Origin of the sequence: Bradyrhizobium iriomotense, assembly GCF_018129405.1 — a bacterium.
Classification (GTDB): domain Bacteria; phylum Pseudomonadota; class Alphaproteobacteria; order Rhizobiales; family Xanthobacteraceae; genus Bradyrhizobium; species Bradyrhizobium iriomotense_B.
Genome location: NZ_JAFCLP010000005.1, coordinates 191,364 through 211,483 on the forward strand (window position 1 = coordinate 191,364; position 20,120 = coordinate 211,483).

A 20,120-nucleotide genomic window follows, 5' to 3' on the forward strand; every position below is an offset into this window, starting at 1 on the left:
TTGCCTATGATCACTAGGCCAAGCCGACCGACACGCCCCAGCTAAACACTGGCCAGGCGCCGTTGGCTCCATCCTCGACGGTAAAATGAAGATCCCTCAAGCGTTTCGCCTCTAGCATCCTTAGCATGTCCGAAAATTGCCCACGCGTGACCTGAAGGGAGAGGTGAAGAGAAGGAAGGTGCTCGACCTTGAACAGGAGACCAGCGTCCGGGAACTCCGTTTTCATGGGAGTCGGCGCCATAACCATAATTACGCCGGGCCAGGTGAAGCGCACCTCCGGCGTCGCGAAGGCCGCGGGCATAATCGCGTAGGTGAATTCGACGGACCGCCGCGGCGGGCCGGGCTGAACGACCTGTCCAAAGTTAACGGTGCAGCCTCCAAGGATTTCACCTCGCCAGTCGCCGGGCTTTACCTCAGGAATTTTGAATGTGGGCTCTTTCTTTGCATCGTGTGACACGGTAGCGCCCTCTCTATCTCTTGCAGCACGCACGAACAAAGCGAGCCGCAGATCTGGTGAACACGTCGCCGATTACACGAAGCTGATGCGAACATTTCAGCCGAATGAAGTGCAGCCGCACAAAGCCCAGGCCGCAAGGAATTCAGACTCAACGTCGCCGCTAAGCGACAGCAGGGAGATCCCTAGCGCCAAAGATCAGTTGTCGCGGCTCACCTTCGCTCGCCGGATTAGATCTTTTGCTCGGCGGATTAAGTCTTCAAGTTTGGCCGGTGTTGGCGGCACCTGGGCGCCATCCTCTGTGTGGCTGTGCCCCTCCATCATCGCCGAACAAGCCTCGAATAGCTCGACAAGATCATCCACTAAAGAATTGTCCCAAGCGACACGCTTCAGTGCTGTAACCATGACGCGGTCCGTCCACCGCCTCACGACTTCCTTGAACAAGTATTGGGGAACGATCTCTTCGACTGTTCTTCTTAGCTGGCCGGCGCCTTGGCGAACAAGACGCTCTTGCGCGGATCCGATGCTGACTTTCGCCTTTGCAAGTGAATCCTCTGCGAACCCAGTATTCCGATACTGCGGCGTCGTCGTCGGACCGTCGTTCAGGCTGACCATGCCAGGAAGGTTTTGGTCTCCGGACCGCTGCATCCAATGAGTGGTGATTTTCTCTTCCAGCCGATCGGATGCGTCGCAAAGCTTAGCGAAGAAAACCATGTCGTGCGTGAAAACTACGACCTGACGGCGCTTAGCCTCATGGACTAATCGGACGGCAATCTTTTCCTTCCTGTCGTGATCCAACGACGTCACGGGATCATCCAGAATGATGCCTACATTGTCCGCGTTGAGCTGGACCTCCGTAAGAAAGTCCGCCAATGCCACGGCTCTTTGCTCCCCCTCGCTGAGAATTTGGTCAGGAGATCGATTCTGAATGAGCAGCGATCGAACCGTCTGGCCCTTTCGTCCTTGCGTCCGAAACTCTATGGAAAATGAGCAAGACAACGCTTCACATTCCGCCGCCAGCATATTCCTGTATTGCTCCGCTATGACCGTCGCGAAAAGTGCTTGCTCCTTCTCCGTCAAATGCCTTGGATTGAGATAGCGCCTAGCAATATCGGCCGACGCAACCCACTTCGCGTCCACGACGAAAGCAACAATCTCAGCCAAGCATTTTGAAAGAATCTCGCGGTGACGAAGTCCTAACAGCTCATCTTCGGCTGCTCTGATTGCCGACGACCGGTCTTTCTCCTGCAAAAGGTCGAGATCCCGGTCAACACGCGCAATTATATCATCCAACGTTGCATCGAAGTCAGCTACGGCAAAATTACCTTGCGCGCCCTCACCATCAAGAGCCGACACAGCAGAGTCGCGCAACTCTTCGACCGCATCCAGAGTTTCCACGATGGCATGCAATACGACGGGATAATTCTCGTCTAGAAAGCTTTGGACTAAGCTGCCTGTCTCCACCGGAGAAAGATGCAACGCGAGCAGCCGCGCACGGCGCTCTGAGATCAGTTTATTGGCAACGGTTAGCCTACGAAGAGCTTCTCCAGCGGCGAATTCCCGATAAGAAACGAAACGAGCTATTGCGTCGCTCGCAAGTGGCTGATGGCAAAGGATGCAGACGTCGCCCTCGCTGGGATAGTGGCTGTGCTGGAGATCGACGAACGCATCTGATGCCCGGATTAGCTTTTCCCACTCTGGAGAGCCTATCGCGGCTATGCTCGGATGCGCAAAAGTATCGACGCTGAGCTGTGCCAGCGCTTTCCCGGCCACTAATGCCTCGCGAAGAAGACCAACATCATTAGACAACTCCTGCTCTGATAGCGCGTTACGCGTTTCTGCGAGTCGCTCTTTAAGAATTACCAGCTGGGGGCGCACTTCAGCTAGCCGTCGGATTGTTCCCCCGGATGAATTCCCCCGCAACTGATCGACAAACATTTGGAGTTGATCTAACCGCGCTCGCTCGCTGGGTCCAAACGAGCCGAGCGCCCTTAGCTCTTCCAAATTGGTGTGTCTGCCAAGAGTTGAGATCATAGCCGAGGAGGCCGTCTTGCCACCGTCAAAGGCAAGAAGGTAGTTGTTCTTGTTGCTCCGTCGCTCGATATCGGCAGCTAACATGGACTGGAGAACAGCGTAGCTCCGTGCCATTTCGGCAAAGACGTCAAATCCAGTCGGAACGAAACCCAGGGGGCCGGTCTCCGTAAGGTGCCGATCCGCCACGGCACTGTCGAACACGACGAAGCCGCGCTTCAGAATGGGGTGCTCACTGCTGTTATCGAAAGTTAGCGATAATGGCGTTCCGTCTTCATTGACGAGCTCTATGATTGCCGAGGGAAAGGATGGAGCGGCTTCGTCAAAAACGTCGGGATAGATAGGATGCTGCTTGCGGCTGAAACAAGCATTCGAGAGAATGCGCGCGAATCCGCTCTTCCCGACACCATTGCCGCCATAGACTACCGTCAGACCATCCGAAAATGTAAGTTCGGAAGAAGACGGTAGCCTGTTAATGCCAGAGGGGGAATGGATAGCCCGAAGTCGTGCCCTTCCTCTTGACCCGGCGTCGCGCCCTGTCACCGACGTGGGGATTTCCGGGTAGGGCTCTGGATGAGGAGCAAGATCATGCTCAGCCAGAAACAGAGAGTATGCTTGCTCCAAAATCGGTTCGGGAATAACGCCCGATCTAACGGCCGCCGCGAGCAGAACTTTCTGCCAAGCTGAGAACGTCTCTGACCAAGCTTCCAGCTCTTCCCAGATCGATGGAGCCCGAGGAATTTCTTCTGATGATCTCACGTTTCTGACTAATCCCAATAAGCAGCTCCAGCGCCGCTCGACCGTGAGCCAAGATCCAGCTTGTCCTACAGGGGGATATCATACATCCTAGATTGCGCGTGAAAGCAATGCACTCATAAAGTAGAGGCCTTTGGCCTATCCAGACGGGTGACGATCTTCCACAGAACCCACGGCGGCTAGTCGGCCCCCGGGTTGCTGGACGAGTGAAGGGAAAAGCTTGGGCGAGCTCGAAGCAGCAGCGGTTACCGCTCCTGAACCAGAGCTTAGCCAGTTGTGAAGCTCGTCCACGCGCCGCAAACGATCCGCAGCTTCTGCAGGCCAGACGCGTTTTCCTACTCAAAAACTAGGCTGTCTTGGCCGAGCCAATGATTGGCCCCAACGAAACGTGAATGCATTGCGTCAATCGTCGGCAGATTCCTCAACATTTTTCGAACTTCTTACGTCGCTCGCACCGCTCATAACGGCCCGTTCGCTGGTTCGGGTGTCTAGCTAGTAGTGGTGAAGTTCGCATCCGCATCGTCATCCTCATCACCTCAAGGCGGTTGGATCGAAGCTATATGCTCGAATGTCACCAGCCCGACATCCGAGTGGCAAAAGTGCCCGCCATGGAGCAGCTTGCCGCAACTGTTCGCGCATGGCGGAGATGAGCTTCGAAAGCCGACACCTTCACCTGGATCGAGCATTTCTAACCGTAACGACGCCGCGGCGGACGAAGTCACTTTCTGTGTGGATCCAGGTAACAAAGTTTCCCTTCGCGGCCGGAAAATGAAACTTTGATTCTGAGGCTATGTCTGATGCCCGTTTGAACAAGCTCCAAGGACAATCAAAAGGAATCGGCCGTGTTATACATCAGCAGCTGACTTAGCGAAGTTCAGTAATTTTTACTCGGTCTCGATTCGAGTTTCTCGCTCGTTACGAGCTCACACATTGATTTGGAGCGCGTGAGCGCTGGAATGGTGCCTCGGGCTGGCAATAATTTGCGCCTGCTACCCGCGCAGCGAATATGCATTCGAGCTTGCGCGAAAGGCTTTCCGGAGATTGTCAGGCCGGTCCCAAGCTAATCCGCAATGGAAATCTGAACCTATTTTCAGGAGATCATTTTACGCAACGATGATCTTCCATCTGCCTAAAACGTCTTCCGTCTGCCCGCTAGGTGGAGACAAGCTGCAAAATTTTCTCACTGTAATTTGGTGTCCACTTCGCAAATTCTGCGGAAATCGCCTGCTACATTTCTACGGGGTAGCTTTGTAACACCATTTTTCTTGTCACCTTATACAGATTGCGGTGCCGATTTCTGTGTGAAGTGCACAGAAATTCTGTGCGTTCCTACAGAACTTTCAACGTGTTCTGTCCAAGCGCTCCGATCTGTTGGGCGGGCCGGAGCTCGCGTTGGGCACATCACGACACCGGCCGATCGATCAGCGTGTCCTGGCGGGTGGTGGAGCTCTGGCCATGAGAGGTCTTCTCGATGAGCGTGCGCAGTTTCATCGTCTCATCGGTCATCGTGGGTTCCTCGAATCAGGTTGGTGTCAGCAACCCGAGCCTAGCGGCCTTCGACCAGCTGCAACGCTCCGAAAGGGAACTTAGGATTCGAACTTGGCGACCGAATCTCGCTGCGCTAGGACGTGACGTCCTATTTCTGAGACAACACAGCATGCCGCTCACAGTCATGTTCCGTCGCAATCGAAGAACGACCGCATCGGCCCCCTCGAAAACGATCGCAACGAGAGTTGCGAGCAGTTCCACAAAGGTCGGGACAACAACTAGCTACCGGACCACCACGTCGACGATCTCACCGACCGTGGCCTCAAGATCCGCGCCGAAGCTGTCGAAGAGGCGGTGATCGTGGCGCTGGAGGAGGATCCCGATCCGAAGCAGGCCGCAGATCAGGCGCAGACCTCGACGCCGGAGGATAAAGCGAACGAGGATCCATCAACATCGAAGCCTATTGCGACCCCGCCAAGTCCTGGACCGGCGAGCCAAGCAATGGACCCCGACGACGTCGCCGCTATCGAGGAGCTCGATGCCCCCCCGTCTCATCACACCGGGAGGCCCGATTGGCGACGCGTGGCGAAGCTCGCTGGGCAGTCGAAGACTGTCAGGAAGGAACGCACCCGCGAGCGCGACCTACACCTCAAAGAGCTAGAGAATGCCGCGTTGCTCCGCATCAGGGCGGATCGAAAGCGCACAACGGATACCCAGCGCCAGCAGCGTCACCGTGCTTCTAAAGATGCCCAAAACCAGAAGGCGCTCGAACGGCTCATGCGGGCGACCTCGAACCCGGCCGCGCACCCCCAACAGGCCAAGAGGCTGGAGCAACTCCGGGGAAATGAAGTCGCCTATACCCGCTTCTACGGCGAATTCCGCGAGGCCCGAGAGAGCGGTGCGAAGACCTCAGGCCAGAAGTTGGCCGACCTTTACAACGGCGCCTGGGGCGAGAATATCAATCGGGATACAGCCATACGTTGGAAGCAGATTTGCCTCGATTTGGAGGCCAAAGGAGGGCCTTGGTCTGCGCGGCAGGGTCCAACAAAACGGTCAAGCTAAACCGGCAGGGTCCAACAAAATCCAACCCGGTTTGTTGGACCCTGATATCTCTAGGATGGGAAGGATGCGCAGATATTCAAAGGCTTGGTGCTTCATTGGCCGGTGAACTTCGTGTCACGATTTTTTCAATACTAGTTTAGTTGTTCATATAGAGGTTACTTAAAGAGAGAGGACAAGCGTGACAGCGAAACTCGCGGTCTCCCTCGCTACGCTCGGTCGCTTCGCTCCTGGGGGCTGCCGCCCCCAAACCCCGGCCGGCCTGCGGCCGGCTCTTGATCCCATCTCCGGAGATGAAGATCACCCGGAGATTAAGATCACCCGGAGACGAAGATCCTGCTTCCGGAGACGGAGCCCTTCCGGCCATGCTGCCGCCTTCGGCGGCTCACCCATCGGCTTTGGGTTGACTGGAGGTCTTCCGCGCCCCGCGCCGTGACTCAGAAACCGGCCCAGGATTCGTTATTTCAGCCCCGGGGTGTCCCAAACGGCGGCGGACCTCTCCGCGCCATGAGCGACCTTATAATCGCGTTCGGCCCTACCTGGGGAATTTCCCGGGTATTAGCTGGGTAAGTAGCCACGCTGTGACGGTATCCCTCTATCGAGGGCCGCCTTGCCTGATGAGCGGGATCGCTGCAGGTCCTAGGGGTAATTCAAGGAGAAGCGATATGACGATTCGAGGGCGGAGGTAATCACATGGGTCGAACGGCGGCGCCGGTGGTTGCAGGATGAGAAGGAACGGCTCCTTGCTGCATCGCTTGAGTCGGGAGCCAGCGTTTCTGAGGTGGCTCTCATGGCTGGGCTTCATGTGAGCCAGCTGTTCAGGTGGCGCAAGGAGCTTTGCAAGCACGCTGAAGCGAGTAGAGCGCCGTTCGTGCCGGTCGAGATTGGGTCGTGTGTGCCGCCACGGGAAGTGGCCGAAGCGCCATTGACGACGGCGGCGGCGCGTCGATCGACCACGGCGCCTCTGCGCAACTAGTGCTCTGCAATGGAAGACTAATGGCCAAGGGTAAGCGGGGAAGTCTGGTGGACCCGTTACGCAATGGATTGGATTCCCAAAAAAAGTTCTAGGACTTCGCTCGTCGCAAAGTCCTAGAGGCAGAGCACGGCGACAGGCTATGGAAACTTGTAGCCGCCGATAGCGCAAAATTCGTTTGCTGTATCATTCATCATCGAGCTGCTTTCGGCACCCATTTTGAAGCGGTAGCCGACGATAGTGCCGTTCCGCTGTGTTACTGAGCCCAACACAGTCTGAAAACCTACATAGCCACCGTAAGAGTTCTTGGCGTTGACTTGGAAGCAGTAGTCGGGCTCGTTAGCCTGAGCCTTGATCAGATTGGGCCATCGATATTGAGCGGATAGTGGGTCCTTTAGCCGGCTCTCATAGGTGCTCATGATGATCTTCTTCTCAGCCTCCGTCAGCGAGCGTTGTTGGGCGTAGCTAGTGTCAAGCGGAATGATAGCTAGGACGACGAGCGTAAGTGCAGTTCTGAGCATTCTCTCTTTTCCTGTTTGCTCGAGTGGGTTGAGGTGGATGGCAGCCCTATCCAAGGCGTGCGACCAGATCGACGGCACGCAGATGCGTGTAGCGTTGCAGCATCTTGAGCTCTCGATGTCCCGAGATCGCGCTGACCTCGGCGATGTTCAAACCCTTCTCGAAGAGCCGAGAGATCGCCTCATGTCGTAAGTCGTGAAAATGCAAATCCGGCATCCCGGCACGGACTCGAAGATGCTCGAACGCCAGTCGCACCGAATTCCCGGTCACGGAGAACACTCGATCGTGTCTTACGGCGACACATCGCAGCTCCTGCAGAGTCTGAACAGCCCGGCGTGACAAGGGAACGTCGCGGCTGTCGCCATTTTTGGTCAACGGCAAATGGGCGACGCCTCGCTTGAGGTCGACGTGCTCCCACCTGAGGTCCAATAGTTCGCCTCGCCGCATTCCTGTCTCTATGGCGAGGATGATCAGCGGTTTGAGCAGCGGAGTCCGGCCACGGTCGCAGGCGTCGAGCAGACGTTGCTCTTCGCCTTCCTTGAGCCTTCGCGTTCGACCACGCGGGACTGGCGGACGTCGAACCAGTTTGACGGGGTTGCGAGGGACCCAGAGACCCCACTCGCGGGTCGCAACCTCAATCGCGTGCGAAATGGTATTAAGCTCTCGGACGACGGTCGCAGGCGCCACCGTTTTGAGCCGTTCGTCTCGATAGCCTGCGACGTCTGAACTCGTCAGCTTGGCGAGCGTGCGGTGCGATATGGGGCAGCGCACGATCGAGTTGATCCGAGCCTTCTCGGAGACGGCCCCGCGCTTGGTAGGTGTCACCTCGTGGGCATAGCGCGAAAGAAGCTCCCCCAGCGTCGTCTTCTCGGCAGCGCGTGTATCAGCCACCCAACCAGACCGATCGGCTTCCGCCTCTAGGTCACGCGCCCAACGTTCCGCTGCGGTCTTAGTGTCGAACGACTTGGCTCGTGGAGGGACCCCTCGCCGACGCACCTGCGCCTGCCAACGCCCTCTGAGTTTTCGAATAGTCGCCACAGTCGTTTGCTCGGATCACCTTGTTTTCTCGATACAAGGACGCCGGCGACTCGGTGCCAAGGATTATCCCGGCGCGGTGCGGGAAAAGTGGGGTGTGCCGCTTCTGTGCCTATTCCGAGCCACAGTCCGAGGCAGAGCGCGGAAACACCTGGGGGATCAATGGGGACCGGATGGTGTTCGCTTCGATCGCGGCCGAGCCGCGTTGCCGTGATGAGGCAACGCTCCATTAAATTGCCGATCCGCAACGAAAAATCTTGATTTCCTGGCGGCGGACAATATGGCACATACTTACGCGTTAAACGTGTGGGGCTGGGGTCATGTCTGCTCAGGAAAGCGAAATCGAAGAGAGGCTGCGGACGACAAAGGATGCCCTTGGCATTCTTTTTCAAGTCAATCACGAGAGCATTTCAGAATGGGAGAAGGGAGAGTATTTCAAGCTATTTGCTAGGCCTTCAAAGAGAATCCAGGCCATCCTCGAGGTCGAGCGGGAAATTCTGATTGTAGGGAATGTCTATCGTGATCAACAGGCAAGAACACTCGCGTTTGCGCAACAGGTTATCAATGAGACCAAAGGACGTCTTGAGCCGAAGGTCTTGTTCGTTGTGCATAGCGACCCAAAAGGGAACGGCAAACTGAAGAAGTGGGGTCGGGAGTCCGGATTAACAGTCATACCCCTATATACGAGCAACGGTGCACTGCCTTCCGGCGAGGAATTGGAGCGTGTGCTCTCGTATGAGCTTTTCTCGCATAATCCATTCGACGTCACGGGTCCGGTAGACAGTGACGCGCAATTCTTCGGCAGACGGACTGAAGCTCTGGAATTGGCGAGAAAGCTTCAGAATGGTCAAATAAGAGCCTGCTTCGGAATACGAAAAATTGGAAAAACATCGATCTTGCATCGAGTCTTGGGTGAGATTGAAACCCACTTCGATTGTATAACGATATTCATCGATTGCCAGCAAGATGGCGTATTCAATCTATCGGCGGCGAATTTACTTGTTTCTATCGCGGGCACAATTGAGACGGCTCTTCAAAACAAGAAGAGCGTCGCCGAACTAAAAACGATCTCTCGTGAGTTCAGTTTGTTTGATGCTTCGAGATTGTTTGTCGAAACGATTGAACAGCTGGATCGACCGTTAATCCTAGCATTCGATGAGATCGACTACATCACGCCTGGCAGTCCGATGGCGCCTCATTGGAAGGCCGGCTTCATTGAATTTTGGCGCAACATCCGTGCAGGCTATCAAGCTGCGGCCAGGTCTGGGAAAAAAGTATCTGTATTGGTTTGCGGCGTTTCTAGTAAATGGTTTTCCGTCGAAGCCATCGATGGGATTGAGAATGCCGCGCTCTCATTCGTTCCTGAGGAATATCTGACCCCCTTACCTCGCGGAGCTGCAACCGCAATGATAAAAAAAGTTGGGGCTATGGCCGGTCTTCATTTCGCAGAAGCTGCCGCAGACCATATCGCCTCGTGCTGCAGCGATATGCCGTTCTGGATCCGGAAGGCATGCTCTTTTATTCACCTGAGAACCGACACAGCGAAGAGGCCAATAAGCGTTTCCACAAAGGACATTGAGACTGACCTGAAGGACTTCGTGCGCGATGAAGGATCTGCGCTTGCCCAGGTAGCGCTCCAACATCTGTTTCGGGTCTACCCTGAGATCAAGGAGCCAGCGATAAAGATCGCGAACGGAAAGAGCAGTGAGGTGTCGCCCAATAGTATGCGGCTGCTCGCTCGGTATGGCTTAGCGTCCGCTCAAGGGCACATCTCTGGCGAGATGGTCCGTGCTGGTCTATCCCTAATTGAGACGGAGCCTGATACTTCCGTCGTCTTTACGCAGGTTGAACATTCGACTCAAGAGCCGTTGTCGCTTGCGTTTGATGATTGGGCCGAGGAGCTTCAAGTCATAAGTAGGCGGCGGAACGTAATCGAGAAGCGGTTGAGAGATATAGCTGTCAATTTTCTTAAGTTCTCTGCTCTATCTGCAACCGACAAAAAATCAGCAAAAGACAGGGTGCTTGCATCTCTCCCCGAAAAGCGTCGGGCAGAGCTAGCTAACTTCGGAGTGGACGAACTTTCTCAGAAGTTGTTCTGGCTCGAACTAGGAGGGTTAATACGGAAAGAGTGGCCTATATTTGAAAAAGTGTTCGGAGACCAAAACCTTTTCCAACAAAACATCGCGTTGATCAATGATAGGCCAGACACCCACGCGAAATCGATTGATAGAGCGGATGTCGCGTTGTATCGACGATCGTTAACATGGTTCGAGGATAAGCTCGCCCGCTTATCTTAGGGGTAGCTCCTTTGCTATTTGTGGTGCAAATGACAGTCGCCACACGGCGTGTGAGGTAGCGCTCCAAAGCAATCTTCAGAATTTCGCCCTTCACCCAAGAAGTGAAATCCGTTCCTGTAATGTTCTTGCCAAGCAAAGCGTTTTGCGCTTTGGTGGTGGAACGGCTTTTCGGGGGAGAATGAGATGATGGGAACTGGCTTTAATGTATTCGCGGCACTTGAGATTGTTGAGTTGTCCCCGAAGTTACCAGCCTATTCATCCCGCAGAATTTTTTATGAGCGCGAATCAATCTTTGAAAATGCCGCTACGCTCTCGACGAGTCATCGTCTCGGAGATTTTCGCGATGGCGGTAAGTGATTCAAAAGACTCGTTGTTTCTCTAAGTCTCTGATGAGACTTCCGAAGTTTTGACATCCAGCTCTGAAGCGTCTACTCTACTTCTAGATGTTGGGTGTCGATTGCAGACACGATCGCACATCTAGGGCCAAACATGTTGAAGTTCGCAAGCTCCAAACAGCCGCAAGGACACTCGAAGCGGGCTGAATTTGACGTCGATCTTCATTCATTCACGAAGGCTTTGGTCGCCAACCTAGTCGACTTAAAAGTTCGTGCTGTTCGACCTCACGACATGAATGACCGTCGCGGATTTGCGGCAGTTGTCCGTGCCCTGGATACAAAGGTAAAGATCCTGCGCAAGGAGGGTGCTGCATCTCGTGACATCCTGGCTGTTGCTCAAATAGCAAACGAGCTGCGCGGCAGTAGCACGGGCAACTATGAGGGCTTCGAAGCTGCTCTTCGATCGCTCCAGTTGACGTTCACTGCATCACCCAATCCATTTTATGATGACATATCATTTCCAGTATCGCAGGTGCAGGCGCGGAGTTTCACGGAGAGTATTTCCAAGTTTCAAAGAGAACTAGCCGCGTCTGCAGCGAAAGCTTTTGTTAGAGCCCGCGAGCAAGGCTGAATTATTTAGGCATCGATGAGTATTGAAAAGCTTCGCCATCTAAAAAATTCTTGGCAGGGCAATCGATCTCTTCAGAAGCGCATCAATCAAGCACTCGATGTAATCGGATTCGATGAAAAGTATGTTCAGCTTCATACCGCGGCTGAGCGTCAATCGATCTATCCTAAAAAAAGCAAGCAGATCAAAGATAATCAATGGGGGATGATGGAGTTCGATTGGCGAGCGATGCGCATCATCGACTCTCCGATACTTCAACGCCTCCGTTATATTAGGCAGCTCGGCTTCAGTTATCTAACGTATCCCTCGGCCGAGCACTCAAGATTTATTCATTCGTTGGGCATTGGCCACGTTGTAACGAAGTTTATTGAGGCGATCGACAGAAGGGCGCAAGAGGATTCTCTCCCCGGAGCCGTCAAATACGTCGCGATAAAAGACGTTCCCGGTCTAACGCGCGATCACCTCATCCATGCAGCTCTATTGCATGACATTGGACATTTGCCATTCTCCCACGTCTCAGAAAAGGTTCTTAGCAGCCAACCTCACCTTTTCAGGTTCGCAGGAAAGCGAGTTACAGACATCTCCCTCGACGTAAATCTGGGGTTGGATAGGAATCTCCCGCTGTCGGAGATACTTACCTTAATATTTTTGCTGTCTGAGCGATTTGAAAAATTCTACGTCAATTTTGTCTGTGCCGGCGAAGTAAACGCAGAAGAGGCGCTTCTCTCTACTTGCGCTCTAATATCTGGTCTACCCCCGACCAAAATGTTGACCGGCATTTCCGAACTCATTTCCGGTGCCGTCGATGCAGACAAGGTAGACTACGTCAATCGCGATGCACTGAACTGTGGAATTCCAGTGGGGGTCGATGTTGCTAGGGTCTTCTTGCGAAGCGGAATTATACGCGCAAGCCGAGAGCAAATTCGTTCGCTGAATCTCAAAGAGTCTCCGGCGACTGAGGAGTTTCTCTTTGTGATGAACTCTTCCGGTCTCGATACGATTGATGAGATACTTCAAGCGAGAACCGCTCTCTATCAGAGGGTCTATTTTCATGCAGTGACTCGAACTGCGGAGCGCCTGTTCGGGCGATCGCTAGAAGTCAATGCAAAGCACAGAAATTCCGACCGGAATTTGGTGGATGTTTTGAATCTTTGGACCTACCGAGATGTGGAGCTGCTGGAGGGGCTGCGGAAATCAAAGCTAGTGAAAGTTAAAAGCTTCATATCGCGCGTAGATTCGAGAACATATCCGAAGAAGGCCTATTCGTTTAGTCCTGGCCTCGGCGACCTTAAGGTCCCCATTGACGAAATTATACCCGCGGCAGCGGATCATTCGATCACTGAAGTTCGCAAGCAGGTCAACAACACCATTATTGAAGATTATCTGCGGGAAGAGCAGCTTTGGAAGGGCGACGGCGCGATCCTGGAAAGGCAAATAAAAGAAGAAGTTGCAAAGATAGTCGCGGCTATTATGCGTGCTAACGACCAGGGACTAAAAAAACGATATAGAGATAAAAAGCTGGATTGCTTGATAATCGTGGGAAATGCACACGAAAAACAAAAACGGCATAATCCAATAATCTGTCAGAATGATCATCTCGTTACGGTGCGAGATTACACCAACGCGCGCGAACAGCAGGATGCATTTGAGCTGCTCAAGGAGATCGGCTTTGTTCTATGTGATGAAGAGTGGCGCGAACTCGTCTTCTTTTCGTCCCGCGTCGTATTTGCGCGCCTCGGCAACAGGATCATAAATATTGGGATAGAGACAGCTGCCGATCCGCCAAATGAAGACGTGATAAGGTATATAACGCGATTTCTTCCTGATTATTCGACAGCTTTACTGCGATCTGGTGTTTCTCAATCTCAAATTCAACGAGTTCATGCCGCTTTGACGGAGGCGGGCTATTTTGACGACAAGCCGTGGGCGGCGGAACCCGTTTCTCCGTTGGACGATGACTGTTTGAAGATCGCCGAAAGGCTAGGGCATTTTGAGGGATTTAGATCTTGGCGGATAACCGCCCGATCCGTCGCGGCCTACTTGAGCCAGTTTCCAATGGCCCTTAGGAAGCCGATGGCGACAGCCTTGTTGAATCTCCAACTGTTCGATCCATCCACAACGATCAACAAATTGGCGCCAGCACTCCGTAAGCTCGGGACGGGCGCCGACGTTGTGGCCTTCTCTTCTACCAGTGGAACGCAAATCTATAATTGGCTACGGCGTGATTTAAGGGTTGATAAGAACTACCGATTTCAGGCCGACATCAGCGCAGCACTTCTGAATGGAAAGAGCGACGAGCCGCTTGTCTTTGTTGATGACAACGCATCAACAGGTGTTCAAGCGAGGGCTCAATTCCTGAACTACTTGGGCGTTCCGCGGTCGAAATGGCCGGTCGAGTGCCAGAACGAAGACAACCTTTATTCATCGCTCTCTGGTCCTGCATTGGCGGCGCTAAGGCAGCGCGAGGTCTATCTGCTTGTATCTGCAGGGACGGTAAAGGCGGGAAACGCTATAGCGGCATGTGTCCGCACTCACGGGCTCGAGAATTTTAAAGGCCTGAAATATGTCGAGAAGCTTAGCGGAGCATACTCGTGGCCCTCGCCTCTGAAGCGTTTTCTAAAGGACGTCGGCAGGTCAGTATACGCATGGAGTCACTACAAAAAGGTTCCAAGCAAATTAACTGCGGCTCAGAGAGCTCGTAGCGAAGAAAACGCATTTGGCTACGCAAATGCTGGGGGGTTGATCGCGACGCTCCAATCGGTGCCGACCGGAACAGTCACTGCGCTGTGGTGCCCCGGCGTTTACAATGGTCAACCGTGGATGCCTCTTGTTCTAAGAGAGAACAGATTGAAGGATTTAGTCGTCGGATAATCATGCTGTCTTTAAGCAGGCGCGCCTCTTCGTTCCGATATTGTATCTGGGTTTCGAGCTTTGCGTCGGAATGGTGGGGCTTCGCTGATACCAAAAGGAGAATTCACGCATAAGAGCGTTGCCCTGCCAGTGCCGTGGTCCAAGCTCAACGGTGGGACGCGGCAAAATCAAACTCAAGGCGCGCTAAACCAGAAAGTGGCTCTCAATGCCCGCTCGGTTTGCAAGGATCGGGCAGAGCGCTAACGATATTCTGCGGAAGGGAGGGCGTCTTTTTCAACCTCTCGCAGTATGGTTCTGCGTCGGCTTCTCGCGACAAAGCGTTATAAGCGACTAGGAAAAGAAAGTCGGTCGCATACGATGGGCCAGACGTTTTCTCTTCTAACTTCAGAACAGCTAGTGCCTCATCGATGCGATTTAAACGCAGCAAGAGCTGCCCTTCTAACAGATGCACTTGACGGTAGTTTGGGGCGATAATCAAAAGATGCTCGATGAATTCATACGCACTTGAGTAGTTCTCAAGTTGGGTTGCAGCCAGCGCGGCATGAAAGGTGGCATCGGCATTGTCAGGATCCGCGAGCGCAACTGTTCGGAAATCATCGTAAGCCTCGCGGAACCGGCCTTCAAAATAGTGAGCCAGCCCTCTGTTATACTGAATATTCTTATTTGCAGGATTGTGGTCAAGAATTAGGTCGGATGTTCTAATCACCTCAGCGTTGCGCTTTACTTTTGCGTAAGCGGCCGTGAGCTTGATGGCGACGTCTTCGTTCCAATGCTCTTCCAAAAAAGAAGATAAAGCGCCGATTTCGCCCTCGATATCTCCGCGCTTTGAATACGCAATTCCAAGTCCGAGCGACGCGGCCGAATCTCCAGGAGCCAAATCACGTGCTCTTGTGAGGTTAGGGATCGCATCGTCCACTCTATCGAGCTGCAATTGGTTGAGACCGAGCATTAGATAAGCCAAAGCCGAGTGTGTCAGATCTGCTAAACGCTGGAATGCATCCAATGCTGTGTCGTATGAATGACTTTGACTGGCGATCAGGCCGAGTTGCTCTAGCGCCCAAGCATCTGTGCCGCAGAGGCTAACAGCCTTTTGCATGAGAGATTGGGCGTCGGCATTCTGGTTGACCCGCTGTAATGAGCCAGCAAGCCAAATGCGGGCGAACTGCTCGCGTTCTTCTCGAGGTGAGAAGCCGCATGATTTTGGAGGATCACTGCGGCTTACCAGCGGAAGGAGCCGAAAAGAAAGTCCAAAAACGTCCTTTGAAACAGCTTTCGTTACTTCATTAGACTCTCTCAGTCGCTGTGCAGCGTCGGGAGCAGTTATCGAATCGAGGGTGGGAAAGAGCCAATTATTGCCAGCTGGTTCGACGGAAGGATCTAGCGCGCCCAGATCCCGTATCGCATCATCATATTTTCGTAGAAGAAACAGTGCGTGAGCGCGCTGTTGCAAAGCAAACCAATTGCCAGGGCGAAATTGTAGTATCCGACTTGCGCACTGTATAGCGCCATCAAAGTCCTGCAGAGCAATTCTCGTCGCGAGCCCCGTCATATTTGCTCTGACTGCCTTACTAACCTCATCCCAGGCTCTGCTTGATACGCGATCAAGAAACTCATTTGGAAGGAGCTCATTCGCTTTAGCGTAATCATGGTCGGCTAAAGCCAAGGTCGAGTCGGCTATCTTGAGCGAATCGACCTCTGCCTGCGTCAAATATCTTTGATCGAAGCTAGACTCGAAGCGATTCCGAATTTCACGAAGAGTGTTGGCTAGCCTTGATGTGTCCGGGTCATCGCGGCGATGTTCCGCTAAGAAGTCCGTGACGCTCTGGAGCCCCCCAAGATCACCTAATAGCCGACCTTTGCTTGTATATTCTCTGTTGAGTTTGTCCTGCAATTCATCGTTAGCGGCCCGCATCTGTTCAAGCAGAACATGTTTTTCTCTAGCCTTCCCGAACTCTTGGATAGCTGCGAAGCCCAACAGCGTCAGCGCGATAATCAGACTTAGAATTATAGCTACGGAAAGTTGCCGGATGCGCAACCGCAGCCGGTCCTTTTGTGATAATCGACCGCCGAAGCCGTGTTCGAAGCCGACATCAATTGCTAGTTTGGTCGCGCTAAGAGGATCTCGATCGACGCTATCTAGCAGTCTCTTCCAATCCGCCGATTTTTGCCTTCGTTGAACAGAGAACAATGCGGCGATCGACAACAGTATATAAGCAGCAATCGCTGGGATTGATTGTGCTATTTGCGGAATTATTGAACCCAGTGCATTCCAATTCATTGAAGCGCCCTTAGGAGCCTGACAAAGAGTGCAACTAATAAGATAGTGGATTTTGGAGGCTTGCATCAAGTTGGTAGATTGAGCGACATGGGAAAGCGCGTAGCCGATAGCGAGCGTGGCGTGGGCGCGCCGAGGCCAACCTTTTCTCAGGATGGTGACGAAGCCGAGGGCTTAAGAGAACCCCAGTGTCTCGAAAACTTCGGAGATGACTGCCCCTTGGCGTGAACTTCACCGTGCCAGTGGCGTGCCGCTCAAACGTCTTGAGGGGCAACCTGCTTCGAAGATGCTGTTTCCACAGGGAGTCTCGCGTTGAGAGCCTTACTTTTTGCCTTAGACGGAGTGCCGATCGTTAAGCCGGCACTCCGATCTGGTTGCTGAGCCAGCGAAAGCTCGCCGGCCTGATGGGCTCCGCGCGGGTTCCGAGTGGAGATCATCTGGTTACGCTCATCAGCATAGCGATGCTGTCTTGATGGCGGTGCTTTCAACGGCCGATCGTGATCAGCTCGTGATGAGCGCTAGAATCGATGACATCGAGCGGCGGCTACCAAAACTTCTTGAGATAATCCGACGGCGGTGAGGACTGAAGGCAAGTGCAGACTCGCACTACTGTCTATCGAGCGCTCCCGAGTTCGATAGGCGAGTAAGGCCTTGCTAGGTTGATGCGGCCCTGAATATCTCATAGCACCGCTAACCTATCTCGGCTGTAATTCGCGTTAACTAGTTGTGCTCCAGCTATGGCGGGCGCGCCAAGTCGCTCACTAACTGCTTGGCTAAATCCAGACTTTGCTTGATGCTATCTCTGTTAGACGGCGGTGCGATCGAGCTTGCCAGCTCCGCGCGAGTTAGTAGTTCTACTGCATCCTGTGCTTTCTTCACATCCCGCGTTTTGTCTGCAATCATACGAACGGTTTGGCCGAGCTCCCAAGTCGAATAGAGCCACCTAACTGAATTTCTCTGAGTGCGCTCGAGCAGCGCGTTCCGAAAAGCATCTTCTGAGAGATTGAACCAGCTTACATCATCCCGGCTCTGACCAATGTCACGTAGCACGAGCCCAAGGTTTTGCTGGGCATCGGACCACTGAAGAGGCGCTTGTGAGCGTGTCCAAAGCTCGGTGGCCGAATTGAAGGCCATGACTGCTCGTTCCAGTAGCGCAACATCTCCCGTTCTTAGACCGAGCTGCCGCAGTGCAAGCCCCCTATTGTTCTGTGCGTCCGCCCAAAGTATAGGCTGCTCGCTCTTTTTGATAACCTTGTTGGCGAGATCCAAGAGTGTCACGGCCCTGCGCAGGTCATCGGTTCCCTTGTCGCTCTTATCCCTGGTGCCCACCAATGTTAAGCATCTACCGAGATTCACAAGCGCGCTTGGTTGACGCTCTGGGGAGCTCCGTTTGATGAGAGTCCCAAATTCGGTAATCGCTTCTTCCAATAGGGCGGCGTTGTTATCCCGGCTTCCTAGCGTCATTAGCGCGACGCCAAGATTGTTTTGAGCGTAGGACGAGCCGACTGTGTTTTGTGGCCATTCCTTCAATGCCCCACGAAGAGCGTCAATTGCTTCAAAATAGCGGGCCGAGCTTCCATCCCTCTCGGCGAGGTCGAGGAGAAGGCCTCCCAGATTGACCTGAGTCGCAGCCCATTCCATGGGCTTGGTCTGGCGATCTCTTTCTAGAAGAGCGTCCTTTAATGCTTCGCGAGCCTTCTCCAGATCGGCAGTTGAACCAGATTTTCTGGCTAAGAGCCAAAGGGCGGCGCCCATGTCGTTTTTCGCTGCCGACCATTCGGACGGCCATGAGTTGCGAACGTAAGTATCGGTGGCGTGCTGCATTATGTTGACCAACTCTGACAAAGCGTTGGCGTCACCAAATCGCTGCCCCAATTCGCTCAGAGCGTCTGTTCCTTGCCGAAGATAGATAAAAGACGAGGGCGGATCGAAACTAACGAGGTTTGCCGCTTCCAGAAACTTGGCTGAAGCGTTCCTGTAATCTAGTTTCAGCAGATCAATCTTTGCCTCATCCGCCACCAATCCGGCTTGTTCGCGTGCACGTTCCTTGTCCTGGTCGCGCATTTGCGAGCGCTTTTGACGTAGGACCTCTTGCGCTTCTTCATCTCGGCCGGCTGCTAACAATTCGCTGGCGTGCCGTCTAGCGGCGGCGACTTGCTGGTGATCATTTCCAGATTGATTCAATTGTGATTGGATCGCTAGATAGTCTCCAGCGAATTTCTGGAGGAATGTCGGAATCTCGCTTTCAGAGATGTCAGGTCGCGCGCCAAGTCGAATCAACTGGGTGACTAAAGCAGCTCGAGGCACTCCCTTCTCCCGTTGTAGCAAGTCGATAAGCTTGTCATTTTGTGCGACTAGTGTTTCCTGTCCGTCCGTCAGACGCCTAATTTCCGGCGTAAAGCTAGGCGGCGGATTGATAATGGCTTGGACACCTTTGAAGGCAATAGTGCCTACTGTAGCGATGGTAGCAATCCGTAGCAGCTTCGGAAGAGTGTTCCATGGCTGTTCATGTGAGAGGACCGGTAAGGGGTAGGAGCTGAATTTCTCTTGATGCGTGGTTACCCGTCGGCTCTCGGAGATGAATGACTTAACTCGAAGGTATAGAAGCGCGGACCTATCTATGGGTTTGACGATGCTGATGTGATTTGCGTCGATGGGAATGGGAGGATCGCCAGGTAAACCGGGGTCACTACTGGCCTGATCGACGATCAATCCGGTTGCGGTCGACTGGGTCTCATAAAAGACGAGATGCCGAAGCGTTTCCTTTCGTTCCTGAGCGAAGCCTCTGTAACCTACGTTAATCGCCCGTAAAGTTGGATCATTTGCAACCAGCGAGCTAGTGATGAGGGTCGGCCAAGCCAAGAAGCGAATGCGATCGAGGACGTCCGCTTTGTGAGATCCGGTGTGTGGTGTCGCTATAAAGATAATCTTAGTTATTCTGTCCAACAGCTGCGCGGCATTGGGGCTGCGATTTCTTTGGCTATGCAGGTCAAGAAGAAGTTGCTTGATGAGTAAGCCTCCAAGGCTGTGACAGATTAAGGCAATCGGACCGTCGCGAAGTGCTGGCTCTGCGAGAATGCATTCACGGATGTTAGCTGCACGATCCTGGAGCGGCATAGCTGTGCCTAGCCAATTCGAGGCGGGAGCGGCATAGCTCAAAGTGAAGATAGATAAGCCTTCGACGTCTTCTCCGAGCCAGCGAGGCCAGAACGAATCGGGGGATTTTCTCTGCCAGGTCTGGTAGGCGTCGCCATCGAGTCCGTGGACAAATATCGCGGTTGCACTAGGGGGAAATCCCCATTCACCAACCCTAATCAGACGCGACACAGCCGCCCCCTAAATTAAATATTCTCCAAATGAATGATACTATCTCTCCGAGCGAGATCGAAAGTCGAGTCC

12 protein-coding genes are annotated in these 20,120 nt (G+C 53.5%); 6 read left to right on the plus strand and 6 right to left on the minus strand.

The window, feature by feature from the left end:
• Nucleotides 1–13: 13 nt before the first annotated feature.
• Both JQ592_RS14445 and JQ592_RS38750 read right to left on the minus strand, forming a co-directional pair.
• Nucleotides 14–457, minus strand: coding sequence for a hypothetical protein (locus tag JQ592_RS14445; protein ID WP_211403501.1), 444 nt, complete (start codon nucleotides 455–457; stop codon nucleotides 14–16).
• A 195-nt stretch (nucleotides 458–652) separates the two neighbouring features.
• On the minus strand, nucleotides 653–3,244 hold the full coding sequence (locus JQ592_RS38750) for an AAA family ATPase (protein ID WP_211403502.1): 2,592 nt from the start codon (nucleotides 3,242–3,244) through the stop codon (nucleotides 653–655).
• A 1,839-nt stretch (nucleotides 3,245–5,083) separates the two neighbouring features.
• Between JQ592_RS38750 and JQ592_RS14455 the strand changes: the two genes are divergently transcribed.
• Both JQ592_RS14455 and JQ592_RS38840 read left to right on the plus strand, forming a co-directional pair.
• Complete coding sequence (locus JQ592_RS14455) at nucleotides 5,084–5,791, plus strand: hypothetical protein (RefSeq protein ID WP_211403503.1); 708 nt, start codon at nucleotides 5,084–5,086, stop codon at nucleotides 5,789–5,791.
• Between the two features lie 685 nt (nucleotides 5,792–6,476).
• Nucleotides 6,477–6,764 (plus strand): transposase, encoded by a 288-nt coding sequence (locus JQ592_RS38840; RefSeq protein ID WP_433996419.1) that lies wholly within the window; start codon nucleotides 6,477–6,479, stop codon nucleotides 6,762–6,764.
• A gap of 137 nt (nucleotides 6,765–6,901) precedes the next feature.
• Here JQ592_RS38840 and JQ592_RS14465 read toward each other — a convergent pair whose 3' ends face one another.
• Together JQ592_RS14465 and JQ592_RS14470 are read right to left on the minus strand one after the other, a co-directional pair.
• On the minus strand, nucleotides 6,902–7,282 hold the full coding sequence (locus tag JQ592_RS14465) for a hypothetical protein (RefSeq protein ID WP_211403505.1): 381 nt from the start codon (nucleotides 7,280–7,282) through the stop codon (nucleotides 6,902–6,904).
• A gap of 46 nt (nucleotides 7,283–7,328) precedes the next feature.
• Entirely contained in the window at nucleotides 7,329–8,318 is a 990-nt protein-coding gene (locus JQ592_RS14470; RefSeq protein ID WP_211403506.1) for a site-specific integrase, read from the minus strand.
• A gap of 317 nt (nucleotides 8,319–8,635) precedes the next feature.
• Between JQ592_RS14470 and JQ592_RS14475 the strand changes: the two genes are divergently transcribed.
• From JQ592_RS14475 to JQ592_RS14490, 4 genes are all read left to right on the plus strand, one after another.
• On the plus strand, nucleotides 8,636–10,612 hold the full coding sequence (locus JQ592_RS14475) for an AAA-like domain-containing protein (RefSeq protein WP_211403507.1): 1,977 nt from the start codon (nucleotides 8,636–8,638) through the stop codon (nucleotides 10,610–10,612).
• Nucleotides 10,613–10,795: 183 nt separating this feature from the next.
• Nucleotides 10,796–10,969 carry a hypothetical protein gene (locus tag JQ592_RS14480; RefSeq protein ID WP_211403508.1) on the plus strand — a complete coding sequence of 58 codons (174 nt, stop codon included), beginning with the start codon at nucleotides 10,796–10,798 and terminating at the stop codon, nucleotides 10,967–10,969.
• Nucleotides 10,970–11,101: 132 nt separating this feature from the next.
• Entirely contained in the window at nucleotides 11,102–11,578 is a 477-nt protein-coding gene (locus JQ592_RS14485) for a hypothetical protein (protein WP_211403509.1), read from the plus strand.
• A 15-nt stretch (nucleotides 11,579–11,593) separates the two neighbouring features.
• On the plus strand, nucleotides 11,594–14,446 hold the full coding sequence (locus JQ592_RS14490; RefSeq protein WP_211403510.1) for a phosphoribosyltransferase-like protein: 2,853 nt from the start codon (nucleotides 11,594–11,596) through the stop codon (nucleotides 14,444–14,446).
• Between the two features lie 202 nt (nucleotides 14,447–14,648).
• On the opposite strand, the gene JQ592_RS14495 is transcribed toward JQ592_RS14490, so the two are convergent.
• Nucleotides 14,649–16,724: a tetratricopeptide repeat protein gene (locus tag JQ592_RS14495; RefSeq protein ID WP_211403511.1), complete on the minus strand. Its 2,076-nt coding sequence runs from the start codon at nucleotides 16,722–16,724 to the stop codon at nucleotides 14,649–14,651.
• A gap of 732 nt (nucleotides 16,725–17,456) precedes the next feature.
• A complete protein-coding gene (locus JQ592_RS14500; RefSeq protein ID WP_211403512.1) occupies nucleotides 17,457–20,048 on the minus strand; it encodes a hypothetical protein in 2,592 nt (863 codons plus the stop codon).
• Nucleotides 20,049–20,120 lie beyond the last annotated feature (72 nt).